Source organism: uncultured Dechloromonas sp., assembly GCF_945957265.1.
In the GTDB taxonomy this organism is placed as follows: domain Bacteria; phylum Pseudomonadota; class Gammaproteobacteria; order Burkholderiales; family Rhodocyclaceae; genus Azonexus.
Window position 1 is genome coordinate 62,081 of sequence record NZ_CAMFKO010000013.1, and the last position, 20,831, is coordinate 82,911.

A 20,831-nucleotide genomic window follows, 5' to 3' on the forward strand; every position below is an offset into this window, starting at 1 on the left:
GCATTTTGCATGCTGGAGCGCGCTCTCCATTTCAGGGAGTTAAAAACTGTATCGAACTTCGGAATACAGGCGGTCCATTGAGTCGTAACGGCCAAACATGCCGGTTTGCGGGCCGTGGAAGACGTCGGCACCGAGCACCCAGCGCCAGTTTCGTTGGAAGTTCCAGGCAAGCTTGGGACGGAATAGCCAGTCAGAGCGATTCATGCTGGAAATGAAGAGTGCTTGTGCTTCCCAGTTGGCGAAATATTTTGAATTGAGGAGCAGGCTGTAGCCGTTTTCATTCTTGTCGGGAATGATATGGCTGTCGTGATTCATGAACTGCCGTTGGAAAACCTGGGCATTGAATCGCGTTTCCGCAGGCAGGGTGAAATCGAGGCCGGCGGCCCAGTCCAGCGTGTTTTGGCGAACCACGCCATCGCTGTCGGTGAAGTCCAGCGTGGTGAAGTTGCGGCCGCGCGTATATACGCCTTCTGCCTTGAGGACGACATCGCCGAAGTCTTTGGAAATCGTGCCGCCGTATTGGTGGATGCGGTCGTGTTTTGCCTGGTAAACGAAGGTGTTGGTCAGTGCTTCGTAATTGCGGTAGAACGTTTGGCTGATGTCTGACGAGCGATAGTAAAAGCCGGATACGTCCCATCCATTTTTTAGGGTGGACAGGCGGAGGCCGTAGTTCATGTTGTCGGCGTTGTGTTCCGGCCTGAGTTCTGGCGTGTAGCGAACGTTGAAGCCGCTGGGTACCGGTTGGTAAGGGTAAAAATCTGATCCTGGCTTGCCGATGTTGTCGTAGCTGGCAACCGGGATCCAAAGGATTTCCGCGTGCAGGTCGTCATTGAAATATTCGGCGCGCGCCGCCCATTGCGGGGTGCGCATCTGGTCGAATTCGGGCAGGATGAACTCGCGGAGATCTCGGGCCGAAACAACGTCGGCAAAGAAGAGGCCAACCATTTCGCCCCATACCACGTGTTGTTTTCCCAGGCGGAAATCCCAGTTCCCCGAGCTGAAGTCGAGGTAGTTCTCGCGTAGTTCGAAGTTGGTACGCTGATTCTGGCGAACTTCTGCCGGGTAGTAGTCGTTGATGCCGTAGGCAAAGTCGTAATCGAAACGGGCACCAAGCTTCCATTTGAGCCCATCGCCGAGTGCGCCGGAACTGCCGAATTCGGTCCGGCTTCTCAACTTGGACCAATGCTCGGGCGAAGCGGTCGTGCGGGCTGCTTCAAATTGGGTAAACCCCTTGATGCCTGACCCACTGCTTGCCTTTTTGCTGACGGGTTCTCCGAAGAGATCGTCGCGTTCCGTGCGGGGCTCTTCCGAAGCCATTGCCACTGTCGCAAAACATGCTGCAACGAGAGCGGCTAGCGAGTGGGGGAAGGAGACTGGGCGATTAGGGTGGGTTTTTTTGGAGGAGGTCATTCTTCGTCTGATTCCGGTAGGGTGCGGATACGTGCAAGATTCCAGGTTCTTTCGCCTTCGTTGCGCACTCCGAAGGCCGTGATATATCCATCCTCCATCTGGACAAGGCGATCCGCACGGTCGATGACCTTTTGGTCGTGGGTGGAGAAGATGAAAGTTGTTTTCAGGTAACGGTTGATCTGTTTCATCAGGCTCAGGATTTCGCGCCCCGTTGCTTTGTCGAGGTTGGCCGTGGGCTCGTCGGCGAGAACGATGCTGGGTTTGATGGCGAGTGCGCGAGCGATGGCAACCCGTTGTCTTTGCCCTCCGCTCAACTGGTTGGGGCGGTGGCCGGCAAATTTGCCGAGGCCGACGATGTCGAGAAAATAGGCGACGCGCTGTTTGCGCTCTTCAGGAGAAATATCGGCGCGACGGAGCAGCGGATATTCGACGTTTTCGGCGGCAGTAAGTACCGGGAACAGATTGAATGTCTGGAAGATGAAGCCGATGGAGTGCGCCCTGAGATCGGCAAGTTCGTTTGGCGTTTTTTCCGAAATGTCTTCTTCGTTGATGAAGATCTTGCCGCGCGTCGGTTTGTCGATGCAGCCAATCAGATTCAGCAGGGTGGTTTTGCCGCTGCCTGACGGCCCGGAAATGGCTAGAAACACACCGGGTTCAATTGACCATGTAATATCATGGAGCGCCTGGACGGTCTGTTCGCCGAGCTGATAGTCCTTGTAGACGCGTTCGACGCGGACGACGCTCATGATTGCGATCCGTCAGGAAAAATGGAGCAGGAAGTGGAGAAGAGCAAGCACAGGAGATCATTCATGAAAACAAATGACGACGTTGCAAGGCGGTGTGTGTTTTCTCTCGTGTTCAGCATCTTCCTTGCACTCCAGTGGCAACTCGCTTGGGGGCAAGGAAGCGCAGTGCCCGGTGGGGATGACGCGCTTGCCCGCTCCATTGTTGATAAGGCGGACAAGGTCCGCTTCCCGGCAGAAGGATTTCAGGTTGACATTGTAATTAGTTCTGCGCGTCCTGATAAAGAGGTGGATACGCGGAAATACCGTGTTTTATCCAAGGGGAACGAGAACACGGTGGTCATGGTTACGGAGCCGGCATCGGAACGCGGACAGATCATTCTGATGAAGGGGCGCGATCTGTGGATATTCATGCCCGAGGTTTCGCAGCCGGTTCGAATTTCGCTGGCGCAGCGTCTGACCGGGCAGGTTGCCAACGGGGATTTGGCCAGGGCCAATTTTGCCGGCGACTACAATCCGAAAATCGTCGGCATGGAAAAGATCGGCAACGATACTTATCACGTGCTCGAACTGGTGGCGGTCGACCGCAGCGTCACCTATCAACGCGTCATGTATTGGGTGAACGAAAAGTCGGGCTGGCCGCTCAAGGCGGAGTTTTATTCGTTGTCCAACCGCTTGTTGAAGAAATGCAGTTACGAAAACTTCCAGACGCTGGCCGGTCGTGTGCGACCGACCCGGCTGATCATGGAGGATGCGCTGAAAGCGGGTGAAAAATCGATTCTCGAATATAGTGAAATGCGGCTGCGGGACCTGCCGGACAAGGTATTCACCAAGGAGTACCTGAAGAAGCTCGAGTAGGTCGTTTGTTCGTCGATTAAGAAAATGTCCATGTCAATTATCCCCGTCGTTCTTTCCGGTGGCTCCGGAACCCGCCTCTGGCCTTTGTCCCGCGAGAAGTATCCGAAGCAGTTGTTGCCGCTGGTGGGCGACAATACCCTGCTGCAGGAAACCGTTGCCCGCCTGGGGGGGCTGGAGGGGTTGGGCGAGCCTTTTCTCGTCTGCAACGAAGAGCATCGCTTCGCCGTGGCGGAGCAATTGCGCCTGTTGGGAAAGCGGGGGCAGATACTGCTCGAGCCTTGCGGGCGCAATACGGCGCCTGCCTTGACGCTGGCTGCCCTGTGGGCGCAGCGCGATGGGGATGATCCGGTGTTGGTTGTCATGCCGGCCGATCACGTCATTCTCGAGGGCGAGGTTTTCCGTAAAGCCGTGGCGCGCGCAGTCGGACTTGCCGAACAGGGATTGGCCGTGACCTTCGGCATCACGCCGGACTGTCCCGAAACCGGCTATGGCTATATCCAGCGCGGCGACAGGAGCGGGCTCGACGACGGTGCCTACGCCCTGGCGCGTTTTGTCGAAAAACCGGATCGCGAGACGGCGCAGGCTTATCTCGATGCCGGCGATTACCTCTGGAACAGCGGCATCTTCGTGATGAAGGCCTCCACCTGGCTGTCGGCGCTGTCGGTGTGCCGTCCGGATATTCTGCTGGCGTGCCGGACGGCCTTGGGCGCGGTCAGTCAGGATGGCGATTTCGTACGTGTCGATCGTCGGGAGTTCGAGCAATGCCCGTCCGACTCGATCGACTATGCGGTGATGGAGCGCCTGTCGGCCGGGCTGCCGGGGCTTCCCGGGGCGGCGGTGATTCCGTTGTCGGCAGGGTGGTCCGATGTCGGGGCGTGGGACGCCTTGTGGAAAGTGCTTCCCAAATGCGCGGCGGGAAATGCGACGCGCGGGGACGTGATGCTCGAGTCTTGCCGCAATACGCTGGCTCTTTCGGAGGGCCGCCTGGTGACCTGTATCGGCCTGAGCGACGTGGTGGTGATCGAAACGAACGATGCGGTACTGGTGGCGCGCCATGATGCGACGCAGGACGTGAAAAAGATTGTCGATCGCCTGAAGGCGGAGAAGCGCTCCGTGGCGCAGTGGCACCGCAAGGTGCATCGGCCCTGGGGATGGTACGACGGGGTCGATTCCGGCGAGCGTTTCCAGGTCAAGCGAATCTGCGTCAAGCCGGGGGCCTCGCTGTCGCTGCAGATGCATCACCACCGCGCCGAGCACTGGATCGTGGTGACCGGTACGGCCAGGGTCACCCGGGGCGAAGAGGCCTTCCTGGTGTCGGAGAACCAGTCGACCTACATTCCGCTCGGCGTGAAGCATCGCCTGGAAAATCCGGGCATCGTCCCTCTCGAGATGATCGAGGTGCAGTCCGGGAGCTACCTGGGCGAGGACGACATCGTGCGTTTCGAGGATACCTACGGGCGCGGCTGATCAGTCGAAGAGGAGGGCTGCGGCAACCTTGCGGCCCTCGGCTGCCAGGATGTTGTAGGTGCGGCAGGCAGCTTTCAGGTCCATCACGTCGAGACCGATGCCGGCCGGGGCAAAGGCGCGGAGCAAGGCGCCCGCTGGGAAGCGCAGGCGGCTTCCGGTCCCGAGCAGGATGATTTCCGTTTGCAGTGCCAGGAGCTTTTCCATGTCGGCCTCCGTCAGGGTGGCGACGGTCGCCGAGGTCCAGGCTGGAATGACGGCATCGGGCAGCAGGATCAGGTTCTCGAAATACTTGTCCTGGTTGACGGTCACGAAATCGTCGCCATAGGCAGAGAACAGGTTGAGTCCGTCGGTGTTCGATGTGTGAAGTTTCACTGTGCTGTGTTCCTGAAAGCCCGCTCAAATTGCGGTGCACCATGCGATAAAGTAGGATTATACCTTTGGCCTGAATGGCCTATACGCCGCTACGCGGGAACCCACTCATGAAACACGTCAAGAAGTCCGCCAAACTCGCCAACGTCTGCTACGACATTCGCGGCCCCGTGCTGCAGAAAGCCAAGCAGATGGAGGAAGAGGGTCACAAGATCATCAAGCTGAACATCGGCAACCTGGCCGCGTTCGGTTTCGATTCGCCCGAGGAAATCCAGCAGGACATGATCCGCAACCTGCCGAACGCGGCCGGTTACACGGACTCGAAGGGGATTTTCGCGGCGCGCAAGGCGATCATGCACTACACCCAGCAAAAGGGTATCAAGGGCGTGACGCTGGACGACATCTACGTCGGCAATGGCGTATCCGAACTGATCGTCATGGCGATGAACGCGCTGCTCGATGCCGGCGACGAAGTGCTCGTGCCGGCGCCGGACTATCCGTTGTGGACGGCGGCGATCAGCCTCTCCGGCGGCACGCCCAGGCACTACCTGTGCAACGAGGAAAAGGGTTGGCTGCCCGATCTGGACGATATCCGCAGCAAGATCAACGCCCATACCAAGGCGATCGTGCTGATCAACCCGAACAATCCGACCGGCGCGCTGTATCCGGACGATCTGCTGTGCGAGATTATCGATATCGCCCGCAAGCATCACCTGACCATCTACGCCGACGAGGTGTACGACAAGGTGCTGTACGAGGGCGAAAAGCACACCTCGATCGCTTCGCTGTCGGAAGACGTGCTGACGATCACCTTCAACGGCCTGTCGAAGAACTACCGTTCCTGCGGCTACCGCGCCGGCTGGATGGTCGTTTCCGGCGACAAGCGCCACGCCAAGGATTACATCGAAGGCCTCGACATGCTGGCTTCGATGCGCCTGTGCGCCAATGCGCCGGGTCAGCACGGCATCCAGACCGCGCTCGGCGGCTACCAGAGCATCGACGACCTGATCAGGGAGGGCGGCCGCCTGCGCCGTCAGCGCGATATCGCGCACGAGCTGATCACGGCCATTCCCGGGGTCAGCTGCGTCAAGCCGAAGGCGGCGCTCTACATGTTCCCGAAGCTCGACCCGAAGATCTACCCGATCAAGAACGACCAGCAGTTCATCTCCGAACTCCTGCAGGAGGAAAAGGTGCTGCTGGTTCAGGGGACGGGTTTCAATTGGCCGCATCCGGATCACTTCCGCCTGGTTTTCCTGCCGCATGAGGACGACCTGCGCGAGGCGGTCGGACGCCTGGCCCGCTTCCTGGAAAACTATCGCAAGCGTCACGGCACGAATTAGTCGCTAGTTGCTAGTCATTGGTCGCTAGCAACTTCTACCAACTAACAACTAACTACTAAGCACTCAAATGAAACCTATCAATGTTGGCCTTATCGGCATCGGCACCGTCGGCGGTGGCACCTGGACCGTTCTCAATCGCAACGCGGAAGAAATTACCCGTCGCGCCGGCCGCCCGATTCGCATCACGGCCGTGGCCGACAAGAATGTGGAGCTGGCCAAACAGGTGACCGGCGGTGCCGCCCGCGTCACCGACGATGCCTTCTCGCTGGTCAACGACCCGGAAATCGACATCATCGTCGAGCTGATCGGCGGCTATGGCGTGGCCAAGGAAGTGGTCATGCAGTCCATCGCCAACGGCAAGCATGTCGTCACCGCCAACAAGGCGCTGCTCGCCGTGCATGGCACCGAGATCTTCACCGCCGCCCAGCAGAAGGGCGTCATGGTCGCCTTCGAGGCGGCTGTCGCAGGCGGCATCCCCATCATCAAGGCGCTGCGCGAAGGTCTGACCGCCAACCGCATCGAATGGGCGGCCGGCATCATCAACGGCACGACCAACTTCATCCTGTCCGAAATGCGCGACAAGGGCTTGTCCTTCGACGACGTGCTGAAGGAAGCCCAGCGCCTGGGTTATGCCGAAGCCGATCCGACCTTCGACATCGAAGGCGTCGATGCCGCCCACAAGGCCACGCTGATCGCCTCCATCGCCTACGGCATCCCTGTGCAGTTCGACAAGGCCTACGTCGAGGGCATCACCAAGCTCGAAGCCTCCGACATCAAGTACGCCGAGCAGCTGGGCTACCGCATCAAGCTGCTGGGCATCGCCAAGCGCCGCGAGAAGGGCATCGAACTGCGCGTCCATCCGACGCTGATCCCGGCCAAGCGCCTGATCGCCAATGTCGAAGGCGCCATGAACGCCGTCGTCGTCAAGGGCGATGCCGTGGGCACCACGCTGTATTACGGCAAGGGCGCCGGCGCCGAGCCGACCGCGTCGGCCGTGATCGCCGACCTGGTCGACGTCACCCGCCTGGCCACCGCCGATGCCGAGCATCGCGTGCCGCATCTGGCTTTCCAGCCGGATGCCATGTCCAGCCTGCCGGTCCTGCCGATGAGCGAAATCGAGACCGGTTACTACCTGCGCCTGCGCGTCGAGGACAAGCCGGGCGTGCTGGCCGACATCACCCGCATCCTGGCCGACCAGGGCATCTCCATCGACGCGCTGCTGCAGCGCGAGCCGGAAGAGGGCGAGGGCGAGACCGACATCATCATCCTCACCCATGTCTGCCAGGAAAGTGCGGCCGACGCGGCGATCGCCAGGATCGAAGGCTTGCCGGCACAGAAGGGCAAGGTCAAGCGCATTCGTCTGGAAGAGTTGCAGTAAGCGCATCGCTTCCGGTCGATCGAACGGGCGCTGCGGCGCCCGTTTTTGTTGGGGGGCGGCTGAGTTTCAACCGTCCGCCAGCAGCGCGCACAGTTCGCCGAGACGCTTGATCGCCGCGTCGATCCCGGGGCTGTGAGGCCAGCCGCAATTCAGGCGCACGAAATGTTCGTAGCGGTTCGAGTTGGAAAACATCAGCCCCGGCGCCAGCAGGATGCCTTCGGGCAGGGCCGCGTCGAACAGGCGTTGCGATGACAGGCGATCGGGTAATTCGACCCACAGCGCCATGCCGCCATCGGGACTGTTCATCCGGGTGCCGGCCGGAAAATAGGCGGTGATCGCTTCGCTCATCTGCTGGCGTTGCACTCTCAGCGCGCTGCGCAGGCGGCGCAGGTGGCGGTCGTAGGCGCTGGAGCCGACGATCTCGGCGACGGCCAGTTGCGGCAGTTCCTCGTTGTAGTGGGTTTGGGCGTGCTTGAACATCTCGACCCGCGCCTGCCAGCGCCCGCCGGAAATCCAGCCCAGGCGCAGGCCGGGCGCCAGAACCTTGTGGAATGAGGCGCAATGGATGACGTTGCCGCTCTGGTCCCAGGATTTGAGCGCCCGCTGCGGGGTATCGCCCTCGCACAGTGCGCTGTAGGTATCGTCCTCGATCAGCGGGATGGCCTGCTGCTCGCAGAAGGCCACCAGGCGGGCCTTGTGGGCGTCGGGCATGATGCTGCCCAGGGGATTCTGGAGATGGGGGACGACGATCATCGCCTTGATGCCGGGATGGGTTTGAACGGCCAGCTCCAGCGCCTCCAGCGAGATGCCGGTATGCGGGCTGGTCGGGATTTCCAGCGCCCGCAGGCCCAGGCTTTCGAGGATCTGCAGGATGCCGAAGAAGGTCGGCGATTCGACGGCGACCACGTCGCCGGCCTGGGTCACCGCCCGCAAGGCAAGGTTCAGTGCTTCGATGCAGCCCTGGGTGACGACGATATCGTCCGGCGAGATCAGCATGCCGGCAGCCAGCGCGCGCCTGGCCAGAATGCCGCGAAAGCCGGCATTGCCTTTGTGCGGGCCGCTATTGACCAGCACCTCCGGATTGCGGCGCAAGGCCCGGGTGGCGGCGTTCTTCAAGGCCTCGCCGGGGTACAGGCCGGGCGCGCCCCGCGCCCGGGAAAAGTTGGCCTTGACCGGACCCTGCCGGGTACGGGCGATGAATTCCGAGACCCGGGTATGGACGCCGACATACTGGGCCGGATCGATCGGCTGGTTGGCCGGCGGCTCGGCAAGCGGCCGGCTGGCCGTGCGTTGCGGCTGGCGAACGAAGTTGCCGGAGCGCGGGCGGGATTCGAGCCAGCCTTCGCTTTCCAGCTGCCGGCAGACTTGCAGCGCCGTGCTCAGGCTGACCGAATGGCGCTCCATCAGGGTACGCACGGCGGGGAAGCGGTCGCCCTGGGCGAGCGTCCGGCTCTCGATTGCGTCGCGATAGTGGTTTGCCAGGCGGCGGTAGAGCGGTAGCGGGTCCATGTCTCATCTTCCTCCGGCCAGGCTCTCGCCGGCAGATATAGATTCGGGAAAAACGAACCATAACAGATGGTGAATATAGTTAATTGCTTCGGTTCAGATTGTTCATTCCTGTGGCTGTTCCGGTCCACTTGTCCCGCCTACGATAGGCCTGTCTCCCGAGGTTTCGGGAATCTGGAAAGGAGAGCGGAAATGGACGACAGGCGGACAATCGGATTATCGGTCGGCAGGGGCGAGACAAGGCAATTCCTGCTCGAGGCCGGCAGCATGGTGCTGGTCGTATCCGGGGATGTGAACATCGGGCAGACGACGGACTGGGTGTGCGGTCAGGCGCTGCGGGTGACGCAGCGTCTTGTCGGCGAGGAGGTGTGGGTTGCCGAAGTGGGCGGCTGGATCGATATCGTCGGAAATCGCAGCGCGCAACTGGCTGTCATCCCGCAGGACCGCATTTCGTTCTGGCGCAAGGTCGGAGGCTGCCTTGAGTCGTGGATTGCCAGCGCCACGACGCGGCGCGGGGCGGCGGGATAACCTCTGCCGCGGTAAGCCTATTGCGATACGGATCAAGGAATTGCGCCGCGACCCCGGGCAGAATCGATTCCGATTGCCATTCCGGCAAGCCACTCAAGGAGTTATGATGCAAACCATTCATCCCGTTCATTCCTGTGACCGCCCCACTGCCGAAGCCCTCTATCCGTTCGACGCGCGCGGTATCGCCAAGCGCTTCCGCCATGCCGCCATCTTCGGCGCCCTGGATGCGCTGATGCCGGGCGAAACCATGCGCTTCTGCAACGATCACGATCCGCTGCCGCTGCTCGCCCAATTGCAGCAGCGTTATGGCCAGCACCTGAGCATCGAGTACCAGCAGCGCGAGCCGGGCGCCATCGTCATCGACTTCAAAGTCATTGCCTGAGTGATACGGACAGCGAGCCTCAGCCTTCTTGCCCTGATCGCCAGCGTCGCGCTGGCACTGAGCGGCTGGGGTTCGCCTCTGGCGGTGGCGCATCTGGCGTTCGCCGTCGGCATCGTGCCGCTGATCTTCGCGGCGATGATGCATTTCGTGCCGGTGCTTACGCGTACCGGCGACACCGATTCCCGCATGGCCCTGCTGCCCAACGTGGTGCAGCTTTTCGGACTGCTTGCCGTCAGCGGCATGCAGGGCTGGCTCCCCTTCGCGGCGGTTTATGTCGCGGCGGCGTGCGATGTGGCGGCAGCGGGCGTATTGATCAACTGGATCGCCTTGCGGGTCAGGGCGACGCTGGGTACCCCGCATCCCGGCTGGCGCTGGTACGGCGTGGCCATCGGCTGCCTGATCCTGGCGCTGCTGAGCATCCTGCTGATCCCGTTCTGGCCCAACTACTGGCGTGCCCTGCGGCTGTTCCACCTTCATCTCAATACCCTGGGCCTGATCGGCCTGGCGGCGCTGGGAACCTTGCCGGTATTGCTGCCGACCGCCTTGGGCAAGCCCGATCCGGAGGCCGCCGGCTGGTTGCGCCGGCGCCTGTGGCTGGTTGCCTCGGGCGCCCTGGTGGTCGCCACCGGCGCCGTGATCGCCTGGCCTTTCTCGGCACCCGGCGCCATGCTGATCTTTGTCAGCGTGCTGGGGCTGGCCGGCCAGTGGATTCGACGCTTCGGCATACGACCCTTGTTGAACGACGGGGCTGCCGCCTCCTTGCTGGCATCCCTGTGCGGCTTGTTGCTGGCGCTGCTGGCCGGGCTGCTGCATGGTGCCGGCTTCCTGTCGGCGCGCGCGTCCTTGTCGGCCTGGGCCGCTGGCTTCCTGTTGCCGCTGGTCAGCGGGGCCCTCAGCCAGTTGCTGCCGGTCTGGCGCTGGCCGGGGCCGGCGACCCCGGAGCGCCTGGCCATGCGGCAGCGCCTGGTGGCCACCGGCGCGCTGCGCGGCGCCTTGTTCGTCGCGTCGGCGCTGGCCTTGCTGGCCGGATTCCAGGCCTTGGGTGGCGGCTTGCTGCTGGCTGCCGTCGGCCTGTTTGTGATCGCGCTGGCGCAAGCCGTGCGCGTGCGGCGTCCAACGCGGTAAAATCGCAGTTTTTCGCTTTCCAGGTCTTCGCCATGCGCTATCTCTCGACTCGCGGTCACGCCGCGCCCCAGGCTTTCTGCGACATCCTCCTCGGTGGCCTGGCCCCGGATGGCGGCCTCTACCTGCCGGAGGCCTACCCGCAGATCACCCGTGCCGAGCTCGACGCCTGGCGCCAGCTGTCGTATGCCGACCTGGCCTATGAAATCCTCTCCAAGTTCATCACCGACATTCCGCCCGCCGATCTCAAGGCACTGGTCGCCAGGACCTACACCGGCGAGGTCTATTGCCACGCCCGTAACGGCGGTGACGCAGCCCAGATCACGCCGCTGACCAAGCTGGAAGATGGCCTGTACACGCAGGAGCTGTCGAACGGCCCGACGCTGGCCTTCAAGGACATGGCGATGCAGTTGCTCGGCAACCTGTTCGAGTACGTGCTTGACAAGCGCGGCGAGGCCATCAACATCCTCGGCGCCACCTCAGGCGATACCGGCTCGGCTGCCGAGTACGCGATGCGCGGCAAGCACAACGTCAAGGTCTTCATGCTGTCGCCGGACGGCAAGATGAGCGCCTTCCAGCGCGCCCAGATGTATTCGCTGCAGGATGCCAACATCTTCAACATCGCCGTGACCGGCATGTTCGACGACGCGCAGGACATCGTGAAGGCGGTTTCCAACGACGCCGAATTCAAGGCCAAATACAAGATCGGCGCCGTCAATTCGATCAACTGGGCGCGTGTCGCGGCACAGATCGTCTATTACTTCCAGGGCTATTTCCTGGCCACCAAGTCCAATGACGAGCAGGTCGCGTTTACCGTGCCCTCCGGCAATTTCGGCAACATCTGCGCCGGCCACATCGCCCGCATGATGGGCCTGCCGATCGCCCAGCTGGTGCTGGCCACCAACGAAAACGACGTGCTCGACGAGTTCTTCCGCACCGGCGTCTATCGTCCGCGCACCTCGGTCGAGACCAGCGTCACTTCCAGCCCGTCGATGGACATCTCCAAGGCGTCGAACTTCGAGCGCTTCGTGTTCGACCTGGTCGGGCGCGATCCTGCCGTCGTCCGCGAACTGTGGGCCAAGGTCGACAAGGGCGAGGCCTTCGACCTGTCGGCGACGCCGCATTGGGCCAGGATGCCGCAATTCGCCTTCGTGTCCGGCAAGAGCACGCACAACGACCGTATCAAGACCATCCGCTTCGCCCAGGGCCGCTACAACGTCATGCTCGACACCCACACGGCCGACGGCCTGAAGGTGGCGCTGGAACATCGCCAGGCGGGTATCCCGATGATCGTTCTCGAAACCGCCCAGCCGGCCAAGTTCGAGGAAACCATCCGCGAGGCGCTGGGCACCGAGCCGGTGCGTCCGGCCGACCTCAAGGGCATCGAGAACCTGCCGCAGCGCGTCGTCGTCATGGCGCCGGACGTCGTGGCCATCAAGCAGTTCGTCGTCGAGCGCGTTTGAGCGTCGACCACGAGGCGTTCTGGTCGGCCCGCTATCGCGACGCGGGCGACGATTTCCTGTTCGGCACGGCGCCGAACGGTTTCCTTGCCTCGCAGGCAGAACGCTTCGCAGCCGGCATGTCGGTGCTGTCGGTGGCCGATGGCGAAGGTCGCAATGCCGTCTGGCTGGCCGGGCAGGGTTGCCGGGTGACGGCCACCGAAATCTCCCCGGTCGCCCTGGGCAAGGCCGAAAAGCTGGCCGGGGCAAGGCGGGTGGCGGTGGACTGGCAGCAGGCCGATATCCTGAACTGGACCTGGCCGGAAGACGCCTACGATGCCGTGGTCGGCATCTTCATCCAGTTCGCGACGCCGGAGGAGCGCCCCCGGCAGATCGCCGGCATGAAGCAGGCGGTCAGGCCCGGCGGTTTCCTGCTATTGCAGGGTTATACCCCCAGGCAACTGGACTATCGCACCGGTGGGCCGTCGGCGGTGGAGAACCTGTATACCGAGGCGCTGCTGCGCGGCTTGTTCGCCGATTGGGAAATCGTGCTGCTGCGCGAGCACGAGGATGTTCTGGAGGAGGGAACGGCGCATTGCGGCCGTTCGGCGCTGATCGATCTCGTGGCGCGCAAGCCTACAGGTAGATGACGGCGGGGAAGACGGCCACGGCGAGTACCAGCACCAGCCATTCGAGGTTGTGACGGGCCAGGAAGCCCGTGAAGTGCAACACCAGAATCGAGATCGCGACGACGTAGAACAACGCGAACAGCATGTGGGTACCCCTGAGTTTTATTGTAATCGACCGTCTGTCCGGCAATTATGACGATTATCTGCCGAAATGCCTAGCCAACGAAGCGCATGGACAGGTCGAGCGCCTTGACGTCCTTGGTCAGGGCGCCAACCGAGATGCGATCCACCCCGGTCTCGGCGATGCCGCGGATCGTTTCCAGCGTGACGTTGCCCGAGGCCTCCAGGATGGCGCGGCCGGCGTTGATTCGCGAGGCTTCGCGCATCGTGTCGAGGCCGAAATTGTCGAGCAGGATCATCGTCGCGCCGGCATTCAAGGCTTGATGCAGTTCGTCGAGGCTTTCGACTTCGATCTGGATGAACTTGCAGCGCTCCCCGGCCTGCCCGGCAACCTGCTGGGCGGCGGCCATGGCCTGGGCGATGCCGCCGGCGGCGTGGATATGGTTTTCCTTGATCAGGATGGCATCCCACAGCGCGAGGCGATGGTTGCCGCCGCCACCGGCGCGGACAGCGTATTTCTGGGCGATGCGCAGGCCGGGCAGGGTCTTGCGGGTGTCGACGACCTGCGCCCCGGTGCCGGCGATGGCATCGGCGTAGATGCGCGCCTTGCTGGCGACGGCGGAAAGCAGTTGCAGGAAGTTCAGCGCGCTGCGCTCGGCGGTCAGCAAGGCGCGGCCGTTGCCTTCGATTTCGCACAGCAGCTGGTTCGGCGCGATGCGATCGCCATCGGCGCCGTGCCAGGTCACCGTGGCCGTCGGGTCGCAGCGGCGCACGCATTCGTCGAACCAGGCGGTGCCGCAGAGGACGCCGGCTTCGCGGGAAATGACGGTGGCCTTGACGCGGCGTTCGCCGGGGACGAGGCTGGCGGTCAGGTCGCCGGCGCCGACATCCTCGGTCAGGGCGGCAGCCACGTTGCGGTTGATTTCGGCGGTCAGCGGGTAGTCGAATTCGATGGTCATGTCAGGCGTCGGGCAGCGGTGGAGGGCGCATTTTACAGGCTGTTGCCCGGGCTGACCCAGGCGTTGTAGAGATGGCGGGCGGCGTCGACGATTTCGCCGGCGGTCAGGCCGACCGGGCCGACGCCCTGCGCCACCAGGCGGTCGGCCGCCGCGCCGTGCAGATGGACGGCCGCCAGCAAGGCGGCTGGCGCAGGCCAGTTCTGGGCGAGCAGCGCGACGATCAGGCCGCACAGGACGTCGCCCATGCCGGCGGAGGCCATGCCGGGATTGCCGGTGGTGTTGATCCACCAGCGGCCTTCCGGCGTGGCGATGACCGTGCCGCAGCCCTTGAGGGCGACATAGCTGCGATAGCGCTCGGCCAGCTCGAGGGCGGATCGGATGCGGTCGCTTTGCACGTCGCGCACCGAGCAGCCGAGCAGGCGGCCGGCTTCGGCCGGGTGCGGGGTCAGGATGGCCGGCCCGACGCGGTTGGTGAGGTTGCCCTCGAGACGGCCGTCTTCGGCCAGCAGGTTGAGCGCGTCGGCATCGAGCACCAGTTGCACCGGTGCCTTGAGCGATTGTTCGAGCAGGCGCAGCGCCTCGGATGAGCGGCCGAGGCCCGGGCCGCAGGCCAGGGCCTGGAGATCGGCCTGCAGCAAGGTATCGGCCCGGCGCAGCATGAGCTCGGGCTGCTCCAGGTCGACCGCCGGGGCGTCGGAGTCGAGCATGCCGAGATAGACGCGACCGGCGCCCAGCTTGAGGGCTGCCCGGCCGGCCAGGAAGGCGGCGCCGACCATGGACTTGCTGCCGCCGAGAATGCCGGCGCTGCCGAAACTGCCTTTGTGGGTATTCAGCCGGCGCGGCCGGAGGCGGTCGGCGAAATGCGCGCGAAACAGCAGGTGGCCATCCGGATTCGCTGCGGAGGAGACGTCGAGTTCGAGGTTGGCAATGCGTATCTCGCCGCAATGGTCCGGGCCGTCGCCGGTATGCAGGCCGGGCTTGTCGGCGATGAAGCTCAGGGTATGGCTGGCGCCGATGCAGGGAGCATGGCTGACGCCGGTGTCGGCATTCAGCCCGGAGGGGCAGTCGAGCGCCAGCAGGGGGCAGGCGTCGCGGTCGGCCAGCTTGTTGGCGCAGACGATCCAGCGGGCATGGATGCCTTCCGGGGCGCGCCTGAGGCCGATGCCGAAGAGCCCATCGACGACCAGCGACCAGCGTTCATCTTCCGGTATGTCGGCATGGGTCGTGCCGCCCTCGGCCGTGAAGCGCCGGTAGGCGGCCAGGGCGTCGGCCGGGAGGCTGTCGGGGGCGGCGGCGAGGACGACGCACACCGCGAAAAAGCGTTGGCGGAGCAGGCGGGCCATTTCCAGCGCATCGCCGCCGTTGTTGCCGGGGCCGGCGAGGACCAGGATGGGCCGCCCGTTGGCGCCGGCCAGTTGCGCGGCCCAGTCGGCCGCCGCGGCGCCGGCGCGCTGCATCAGCGGCTGGTCGGCATGCTTGGCCTCGAGCTGGCGCAGCGCTGGCGAGCGGTAGAGGGCATTGGAAATCATCGTCGGATTCTATCCCCAAGTGCGTTTGGCATGGCGGATGGTCGTCGCGTGAATGCGCACCGTATCGTCGATCTGGCGGGCATAGCCGCCGGCCATGGCGATGGCCACGGGAATGTGGGCGTCGCGGCAACGCGAGAAGACGCGGTTGTCGCGCTCGGCCAGCCCGTCGAAGCTCAGGCCCAGCCGCCCCAGCCGGTCGTCATGGTAAGGATCGGCGCCGGCCAGGTAGATGACCAGGTCGGGGCGGGCGAGGTCGAAAGCCGTATTCAGACCTTCGTCGAGGCGTAGCAGGTAGGCGGCGTCGGAGCAGCCGTCGGGCAGTTCGATGTCGAGGTCGCTTGCCTCCTTGTCGAACGGGAAGTTGCGGGCGCCGTGCATCGAGAAGGTGAAGATGCTGTCGTCGCCGCGCAGGATGCTGGCCGTGCCGTTGCCCTGGTGAACGTCGCAATCGACGATCAGGATGCGCCTGGCCCGGCCTTCGGCCTGCATGGCGCGGGCGGCGACGGCGGCGTCGTTGAAGACGCAGAAGCCTTCGCCGCGGTCGCGAAAGGCATGGTGCGTGCCGCCGGCCAGGTTGGCGCCGACGCCATGCGCCAGTGCCGCCCGGCAGGCGCAGATGGTGGCGCCGGCCGAGCGGCGGGAGCGTTCGACCATGCCGGCGCTCCACGGAAAACCGATGGCTTTCTGGGCTTTTTCCGGCAGCAGCCCCTGGCTGACGGCGGCGATATAGGCGGCATCGTGGGCGCGCCCCAGCTCTTCGTCGCTGGCCGCGTGCGGCAGATGGAAGTCGCTCTCGCTGAATTCGCCGCTGGCGAGCAGGCTTTCGCGCAGCCGGGAATACTTTTCCATCGGGAAACGATGGCCGGCCGGCAGCGGCAGGACGAAGACATCGGTGTAGAACAGCTGCACGGCCGATGCCTTCGCCGGGTGAACTCAGTTCAGGGTGGCGGACAGCTTGCGGCGGAATTCGCGGACGAGATCGTCGTACTGCTCGCCGGAAAGCGCCTCGAACAGCGCCAGGATGGCCTTGCGGGCCGCACCCTCGTTGAAGAAGCGGTCGCGGCGGGCGACTTCGAGGGCAGCCTCGAGCGCTTCACGGAAGCGGCTTTGCGCGGCGTAGGCCTTGGAGAGTTCGAGGCGGGTGGCGTGATCGTCCGGGTCGGCCACCAGCCTGGCTTCCAGCGGGGCGGTATCGGCGGCGCCGTCGAGCAGGGCCAGGCGCGCGCGCAGGGTGTTGGCGCGGTCCGGCTCGTTGGCGTAGTCGCCGGCCAGCAACTGCTTGGCTTCGTCGTTGCGGCCCAGTTGCATCAGCACATCGACGGCGTCGAGCTGGATCGCCTGATCCTGCGGGTTGGCCTGGCTGGCCTGGACCAGCGCGGCGAGCGCTTCTTCCAGCTTGCCCTCGGCAACCAGGGCGGCGGCCTGCTCGCGCAGGTTGGCCTGCTCCGGCCCGGCGGGCAGCGCGATGCGCTCGAGGAATTCGCGGATCTGCCCTTCCGGCAGGGCGCCGTTGAATTCGTCGACCAGCTGGCCCTGGAACAGCACCTTGACCGACGGAATGCTGCGCACGCCGAAATGCTGGGCGAGTTCCGGGTTTTCGTCGGAATTGACCTTGGCCAGGATGAAGCGGCCCTTGAACTCCTCGGCCAGCTTCTCCAGCATCGGCTTGAGGACCTTGCACGGTTCGCACCACGGCGCCCAGAAATCGACGACGACCGGCACGGTCTCGGCCGGGATCAGGACTTTGGCTTCGAATTCTTCGATGGAAACGTCAAATGCAAATTCGGACATGATGAGGGCCTGAAAAATTAAAGTCGGGCGAATTCTACCGCCAGTCGCGGGCTGGTGGCGGCGTGCAGGTAAAAGGATGACGCGCGGCCGGTATCCAGCCATTCGCGCAGGTGTGCCGGGAAGTCCGGCGTATCCGCTTGCCCCGCCGGTGCCGGCAGGCTTGCCGGCTGCAGGCGGCCCAGCGCCGTGGCCGCCGGCCCGGTGCCGAGGGCCAGCCAGCGGCCGCTTGCCGCATCGGGCCAATGGTCGAGCTGGGCGCACAGCACCTGCGCGCAGCGGCCCTGATCCAGCCACCGGCAGGCCAGGGCGAGCAGCATGCTCCAGTTGGCGCTGTTTTCGCCGTCCAGCGGCAGGTGCGTGGCCGAGCGCAGGCCGGGCAGGAAGGGCTGGATCTGCGCCGCGGCCAGGGCCGGCTGGGTGGCCAGGAAGTCGTAGGGCATCGGTTCGCCGCCGCCCAGGCAGACCTCGTCGAGCAGGTTCAGGGTTTCCAGGCGCGGGCCGCTGGTCGATTGCCAGAGCAGAATGGTCGGCTGCCGGCGTTGTTCTTCGGTGAGGCAGGCGCAGGCGCCGGTCAGCGCCAGTTGGGTCAGCGCCGCCGCCCGGCGCAGGGGTTTGCCGATGGCTGACCGAACCGCGTTCGGCAAGGCATCCGGTGCGAAATCCTGGCTGACGACAGCGTTGAGGAAAACCATCAGCTGCGCTCCACGAGCAGGCTGGCCAGGCCGCCGCCGAAGCCGACCAGGTTAAGCAGGGCGCGGCGGACGACAGCCTGCGAACGCACGGTGAGCGGGGCCAGGCCGATGTCGGCATCCGGTTCGCCGTAGTTGGCGGTGGCCGGAATCTGCCCGGCGTCGAGGCTGGCGATCAGGGCGGCCAGTTCGGCGATGCCGCTGGCGCCCAGCGTGTGGCCGAGGGCCGGTTTCAGCGACAGCAGGGGCGGCATGACCTCGGCGAAGACCTGGCGCAGGGCGTTGGCTTCGGCCAGGTCGCTGCCCGGCGAACCGGCGGCCTGCAGCTTGACCAGGTCGATGGCGGCGGGCGGAGTGTCGGCCGCCTGCAGGGCCTCGCGCATCACGCCGGCAATCGGCCCGCCGTCCGGATCGGGGCCGGTCGTCGAATAGGCATCCAGACCGCTGGCGATGCCGGCGATTTGCCACGGGCCGGGCGCGGCGGACAGCCTGACGGCGGCGACCGCTTCGCCCAGCACCAGGCCGTCGCGGCGGGCGTCGAACGGCCGGCAGGCGGAGCGGGAGAGCAGTTCCATGGCGGCGAAGCCGGCCAGCGTGCTGGCGTTGGCCAGTTCGACGCCGACGACGATGGCTTCGTCGATCAGCCCCGCCGAAATCAGCGTGGTGGCCGCGTCGATGGCCGAGAAGCCGGAGGTGCAGGCCGTCGAGAAACTGCTGCGCGGACCGGTGAGGGTCAGCCAGTCGGCGATCTGCCGGCTGAACGAGGCGCTGCCGACGGGCATGTCGAATGGGGCGCCGCGTTGCTCGAAGAGGCCGACCTGGAAGGACGACGAGGCGACGAACAGCGGCGTTTCCGGCGCGTACGGCCCGAGTTGCGCGCCGACATGGCGCACCGCCCTTTCGGCGCGCAGGAGCCAGTCGGGCTCGGCCAGCGGTAGGGCGAAATAGGGGAAGTACCGCTCGCCCAGGAGGCGCTCACCGGCAGTGCATTCGCCCGCCCACAGCGCATCGCCGACGGCGGCAGGGGAGTCGCCGCGGGCGCAGAGCAGGCCGCTGGCGACGATATGGAGCGGTCGCTGCATCGCTGCGCTCAGCCCCGGCTGGCCAGCCAGCCTTCCAGGTGCTCGGCCAGGTTGGCGACGTTGCTCAGGATGCGCCGGGTTTCCTTGCTGTCCGGCAGGCGCAGGCCGTATTGCTTCTTGATCGCCATCGAGACTTGCAGCGCGTCGAGCGAATCGAGCTGGAGCGGGGCTTCCGGGCCGAACAGCACGTCGTCGTCGGCGATGCTGGCCGGGTCGCAATCCTTGTCGCAGGCTTCGACGATCAGGGCTTTCAGGGCAAGACGGAGTTCGGCGCTCATGCGGATTGACGGTGGTTGAGCCAGATCGCGGCAGCCAGGGCGGCGACCGCGAAGGCGAGCAGTTGGAGAAGGACGGGCAGGATAGCGGCGAACCCGTCGTGGCGCAGCATGACCGTGTGGAAACCCTGCAGCCCCCAGGCCATGGGCGAAAACTCGGCCAGCGTCTGCATGGCGGCCGGCATCATGAACTTGGGGACCATGATGCCGCCGATGGCGCCCATCAGGATGTTGCCGACGCCGCCGACGATGGTCGCCTGCTGCGTCGTCCTGGCCAGGCTGGCGACGAGCAGGGCGCAGGCGACGGCGGCCAGGCTGACCGCCATCGACACCAGCCACCAGTGCACCAGGCCCATCCCCTGGGGCATGACCAGGGCTTCGCCGCCGAACAGCGGCACGACGAACAGGCCGACGCCGACCATCAGCACGGCCTGGATCTGGTTGACGATGAAAAAGGGCAGCAGCTTGCCCAGCAGCACCAGCCGGAAAGGCAGGCCCATGGCGGCGAGGCGGCTCAGCGTGCCCTGCTGGCGCTCGACGATCAGGATGGCGGAAATCGGGATGACCACGAAGAACATGGCGAAGACCAGCCAGGCCGGCACGTTCTGCTGCACGGACGAGGGCGGGCGGATGCTGCGGTCGTTCTGCACGGCGACGGTGACGATCTCGTCGGGCCACTCGCGGTCCGGCGCGTTGGCGGCCACCGGCAGGCCGAACAGCTTGCCGGCCTGGCGCGTCAGTTCGTCGGCGCGCAGGGTGCCCAGCGCGGCGCTGGTCTGGGTGCGGAAAGCCAGTTGCAGCGCGGGGTTCAGGGTCGGATCGACGAACAGGCCGAGCGGTTCGGTCGGCTGGCCGTCGGCGCCGCCGGGAGCGAGCAGGCGTTCGCCGAAGCCCTTGGGCAGCACCAGGACCAGCGCGTAGCGGCCGTCTCGGATGGCTTGCCGGGCGGTGTCGGGATTGTCTGCGCTGGCGACGTGGCGGAAACTGCCGGCCTTGTTCAGCCGGCGGACCAGGGATTGCGAATGCGGGCTGTGGTCGAGATCGACGATGGCATAGCCGACGTCGATCGCCGCGCCGGGCATGAAGGCGTCGTGCAGCGCCATGGTCATGACCAGGATGAAGATGATCGGCATCGCGAACAGGGCGGCCAGGCCGTGCCGGTCGCGGAGCAGGGCCAGGGTTTCCTTGCGCCACAGGGCAATGAGTCGGGTCATG

The 20,831-nt window shown here is 64.7% G+C and carries 22 protein-coding genes; 9 read left to right on the forward strand and 13 right to left on the reverse strand.

Annotated features, from left to right (window positions below; genetic code table 11):
- Nucleotides 1-39: 39 nt before the first annotated feature.
- Together Q0P59_RS08965 and Q0P59_RS08970 are read right to left on the reverse strand one after the other, a co-directional pair.
- Nucleotides 40-1,410 (reverse strand): DUF1302 family protein, encoded by a 1,371-nt coding sequence (locus tag Q0P59_RS08965; RefSeq protein ID WP_295005753.1) that lies wholly within the window; start codon nt 1,408-1,410, stop codon nt 40-42.
- Nucleotides 1,407-2,156 carry an ABC transporter ATP-binding protein gene (locus Q0P59_RS08970; protein ID WP_295005755.1) on the reverse strand — a complete coding sequence of 250 codons (750 nt, stop codon included), beginning with the start codon at nt 2,154-2,156 and terminating at the stop codon, nt 1,407-1,409. Before Q0P59_RS08970 ends, Q0P59_RS08965 begins: the two co-directional genes overlap by 4 nt.
- Before the next feature lie 63 nt (nt 2,157-2,219).
- On the opposite strand from Q0P59_RS08970, the gene Q0P59_RS08975 reads away from it, so the two are divergent.
- Entirely contained in the window at nt 2,220-3,011 is a 792-nt protein-coding gene (locus Q0P59_RS08975; RefSeq protein ID WP_295005757.1) for an outer membrane lipoprotein-sorting protein, read from the forward strand.
- A 30-nt stretch (nt 3,012-3,041) separates the two neighbouring features.
- Nucleotides 3,042-4,478, forward strand: coding sequence for a mannose-1-phosphate guanylyltransferase/mannose-6-phosphate isomerase (locus Q0P59_RS08980; protein WP_295005759.1), 1,437 nt, complete (start codon nt 3,042-3,044; stop codon nt 4,476-4,478).
- Here the strand turns inward: Q0P59_RS08980 and Q0P59_RS08985 are convergent, their stop codons facing one another.
- Nucleotides 4,479-4,850, reverse strand: coding sequence for an Mth938-like domain-containing protein (locus Q0P59_RS08985; RefSeq protein WP_295005761.1), 372 nt, complete (start codon nt 4,848-4,850; stop codon nt 4,479-4,481).
- A gap of 107 nt (nt 4,851-4,957) precedes the next feature.
- On the opposite strand from Q0P59_RS08985, the gene Q0P59_RS08990 reads away from it, so the two are divergent.
- Both Q0P59_RS08990 and Q0P59_RS08995 read left to right on the forward strand, forming a co-directional pair.
- Complete coding sequence (locus tag Q0P59_RS08990; protein WP_295005763.1) at nt 4,958-6,187, forward strand: pyridoxal phosphate-dependent aminotransferase; 1,230 nt, start codon at nt 4,958-4,960, stop codon at nt 6,185-6,187.
- Between the two features lie 67 nt (nt 6,188-6,254).
- A complete protein-coding gene (locus Q0P59_RS08995) occupies nt 6,255-7,565 on the forward strand; it encodes a homoserine dehydrogenase (RefSeq protein ID WP_295005765.1) in 1,311 nt (436 codons plus the stop codon).
- 66 nt (nt 7,566-7,631) lie between these two features.
- Here the strand turns inward: Q0P59_RS08995 and Q0P59_RS09000 are convergent, their stop codons facing one another.
- Nucleotides 7,632-9,074, reverse strand: coding sequence for a PLP-dependent aminotransferase family protein (locus Q0P59_RS09000; protein ID WP_295005767.1), 1,443 nt, complete (start codon nt 9,072-9,074; stop codon nt 7,632-7,634).
- A 189-nt stretch (nt 9,075-9,263) separates the two neighbouring features.
- Between Q0P59_RS09000 and Q0P59_RS09005 the strand changes: the two genes are divergently transcribed.
- The 5 genes from Q0P59_RS09005 to Q0P59_RS09025 all read left to right on the forward strand — a co-directional run bounded on the left by Q0P59_RS09005 (nt 9,264) and on the right by Q0P59_RS09025 (nt 13,192).
- Entirely contained in the window at nt 9,264-9,599 is a 336-nt protein-coding gene (locus Q0P59_RS09005) for a hypothetical protein (protein WP_295005769.1), read from the forward strand.
- Between the two features lie 106 nt (nt 9,600-9,705).
- Nucleotides 9,706-9,981 (forward strand): DUF2249 domain-containing protein, encoded by a 276-nt coding sequence (locus Q0P59_RS09010; protein ID WP_295005772.1) that lies wholly within the window; start codon nt 9,706-9,708, stop codon nt 9,979-9,981.
- Nucleotides 9,982-11,106 carry a hypothetical protein gene (locus tag Q0P59_RS09015; protein WP_295005774.1) on the forward strand — a complete coding sequence of 375 codons (1,125 nt, stop codon included), beginning with the start codon at nt 9,982-9,984 and terminating at the stop codon, nt 11,104-11,106. It begins immediately after the preceding gene.
- A gap of 32 nt (nt 11,107-11,138) precedes the next feature.
- Nucleotides 11,139-12,566 (forward strand): threonine synthase, encoded by a 1,428-nt coding sequence (thrC, locus tag Q0P59_RS09020; RefSeq protein ID WP_295005776.1) that lies wholly within the window; start codon nt 11,139-11,141, stop codon nt 12,564-12,566.
- The gene (locus tag Q0P59_RS09025) at nt 12,563-13,192 is read left to right on the forward strand and encodes a class I SAM-dependent methyltransferase (protein WP_295005778.1); all 630 of its coding nucleotides are present in this window, start codon (nt 12,563-12,565) and stop codon (nt 13,190-13,192) included. The genes thrC and Q0P59_RS09025 overlap by 4 nt, the downstream gene beginning before the upstream one ends.
- Here Q0P59_RS09025 and Q0P59_RS09030 read toward each other — a convergent pair.
- The 9 genes from Q0P59_RS09030 to Q0P59_RS09070 all read right to left on the reverse strand — a co-directional run bounded on the left by Q0P59_RS09030 (nt 13,179) and on the right by Q0P59_RS09070 (nt 20,830).
- Entirely contained in the window at nt 13,179-13,316 is a 138-nt protein-coding gene (locus Q0P59_RS09030) for a hypothetical protein (protein WP_191090377.1), read from the reverse strand. The two genes, Q0P59_RS09025 and Q0P59_RS09030, sit on opposite strands and share 14 nt — an antisense overlap.
- A 70-nt stretch (nt 13,317-13,386) precedes the next feature.
- Nucleotides 13,387-14,250, reverse strand: coding sequence for a carboxylating nicotinate-nucleotide diphosphorylase (gene nadC, locus Q0P59_RS09035; protein WP_295005781.1), 864 nt, complete (start codon nt 14,248-14,250; stop codon nt 13,387-13,389).
- Nucleotides 14,251-14,282: 32 nt separating this feature from the next.
- Nucleotides 14,283-15,779: an NAD(P)H-hydrate dehydratase gene (locus tag Q0P59_RS09040; protein WP_295005783.1), complete on the reverse strand. Its 1,497-nt coding sequence runs from the start codon at nt 15,777-15,779 to the stop codon at nt 14,283-14,285.
- Between the two features lie 9 nt (nt 15,780-15,788).
- Nucleotides 15,789-16,688: a histone deacetylase gene (locus tag Q0P59_RS09045; RefSeq protein ID WP_295005786.1), complete on the reverse strand. Its 900-nt coding sequence runs from the start codon at nt 16,686-16,688 to the stop codon at nt 15,789-15,791.
- 24 nt (nt 16,689-16,712) lie between these two features.
- On the reverse strand, nt 16,713-17,570 hold the full coding sequence (locus Q0P59_RS09050; RefSeq protein WP_295005788.1) for a tetratricopeptide repeat protein: 858 nt from the start codon (nt 17,568-17,570) through the stop codon (nt 16,713-16,715).
- 17 nt (nt 17,571-17,587) lie between these two features.
- Entirely contained in the window at nt 17,588-18,262 is a 675-nt protein-coding gene (locus tag Q0P59_RS09055) for a hypothetical protein (protein ID WP_295005790.1), read from the reverse strand.
- Entirely contained in the window at nt 18,262-19,341 is a 1,080-nt protein-coding gene (locus tag Q0P59_RS09060) for a beta-ketoacyl synthase N-terminal-like domain-containing protein (protein ID WP_295005792.1), read from the reverse strand. Before Q0P59_RS09060 ends, Q0P59_RS09055 begins: the two co-directional genes overlap by 1 nt.
- A gap of 8 nt (nt 19,342-19,349) precedes the next feature.
- Entirely contained in the window at nt 19,350-19,619 is a 270-nt protein-coding gene (locus Q0P59_RS09065; RefSeq protein WP_295005794.1) for a phosphopantetheine-binding protein, read from the reverse strand.
- The gene (locus Q0P59_RS09070) at nt 19,616-20,830 is read right to left on the reverse strand and encodes an ABC transporter permease (RefSeq protein ID WP_295005796.1); all 1,215 of its coding nucleotides are present in this window, start codon (nt 20,828-20,830) and stop codon (nt 19,616-19,618) included. Before Q0P59_RS09070 ends, Q0P59_RS09065 begins: the two co-directional genes overlap by 4 nt.
- Between the last annotated feature and the right edge of the window lies 1 nt (nt 20,831).

Coding starts and splice junctions, on each gene's coding strand:
- Q0P59_RS09040 (WP_295005783.1), bottom strand. CDS start 15,779: ATGATTTCCAATGCCCTCTACCGCTCGCCAGCGCTGCGCCAGCTCGAG.
- thrC (WP_295005776.1), top strand. CDS start 11,139: ATGCGCTATCTCTCGACTCGCGGTCACGCCGCGCCCCAGGCTTTCTGC.
- Q0P59_RS09030 (WP_191090377.1), bottom strand. CDS start 13,316: ATGCTGTTCGCGTTGTTCTACGTCGTCGCGATCTCGATTCTGGTGTTG.
- Q0P59_RS09005 (WP_295005769.1), top strand. CDS start 9,264: ATGGACGACAGGCGGACAATCGGATTATCGGTCGGCAGGGGCGAGACA.
- Q0P59_RS09055 (WP_295005790.1), bottom strand. CDS start 18,262: ATGGTTTTCCTCAACGCTGTCGTCAGCCAGGATTTCGCACCGGATGCC.
- Q0P59_RS09000 (WP_295005767.1), bottom strand. CDS start 9,074: ATGGACCCGCTACCGCTCTACCGCCGCCTGGCAAACCACTATCGCGAC.
- Q0P59_RS08980 (WP_295005759.1), top strand. CDS start 3,042: ATGTCAATTATCCCCGTCGTTCTTTCCGGTGGCTCCGGAACCCGCCTC.
- Q0P59_RS08970 (WP_295005755.1), bottom strand. CDS start 2,156: ATGAGCGTCGTCCGCGTCGAACGCGTCTACAAGGACTATCAGCTCGGC.
- Q0P59_RS09060 (WP_295005792.1), bottom strand. CDS start 19,341: ATGCAGCGACCGCTCCATATCGTCGCCAGCGGCCTGCTCTGCGCCCGC.
- Q0P59_RS08975 (WP_295005757.1), top strand. CDS start 2,220: ATGAAAACAAATGACGACGTTGCAAGGCGGTGTGTGTTTTCTCTCGTG.
- Q0P59_RS09065 (WP_295005794.1), bottom strand. CDS start 19,619: ATGAGCGCCGAACTCCGTCTTGCCCTGAAAGCCCTGATCGTCGAAGCC.
- Q0P59_RS08995 (WP_295005765.1), top strand. CDS start 6,255: ATGAAACCTATCAATGTTGGCCTTATCGGCATCGGCACCGTCGGCGGT.
- nadC (WP_295005781.1), bottom strand. CDS start 14,250: ATGACCATCGAATTCGACTACCCGCTGACCGCCGAAATCAACCGCAAC.
- Q0P59_RS08965 (WP_295005753.1), bottom strand. CDS start 1,410: ATGACCTCCTCCAAAAAAACCCACCCTAATCGCCCAGTCTCCTTCCCC.
- Q0P59_RS09070 (WP_295005796.1), bottom strand. CDS start 20,830: ATGACCCGACTCATTGCCCTGTGGCGCAAGGAAACCCTGGCCCTGCTC.
- Q0P59_RS09050 (WP_295005788.1), bottom strand. CDS start 17,570: ATGTCCGAATTTGCATTTGACGTTTCCATCGAAGAATTCGAAGCCAAA.
- Q0P59_RS08990 (WP_295005763.1), top strand. CDS start 4,958: ATGAAACACGTCAAGAAGTCCGCCAAACTCGCCAACGTCTGCTACGAC.
- Q0P59_RS09010 (WP_295005772.1), top strand. CDS start 9,706: ATGCAAACCATTCATCCCGTTCATTCCTGTGACCGCCCCACTGCCGAA.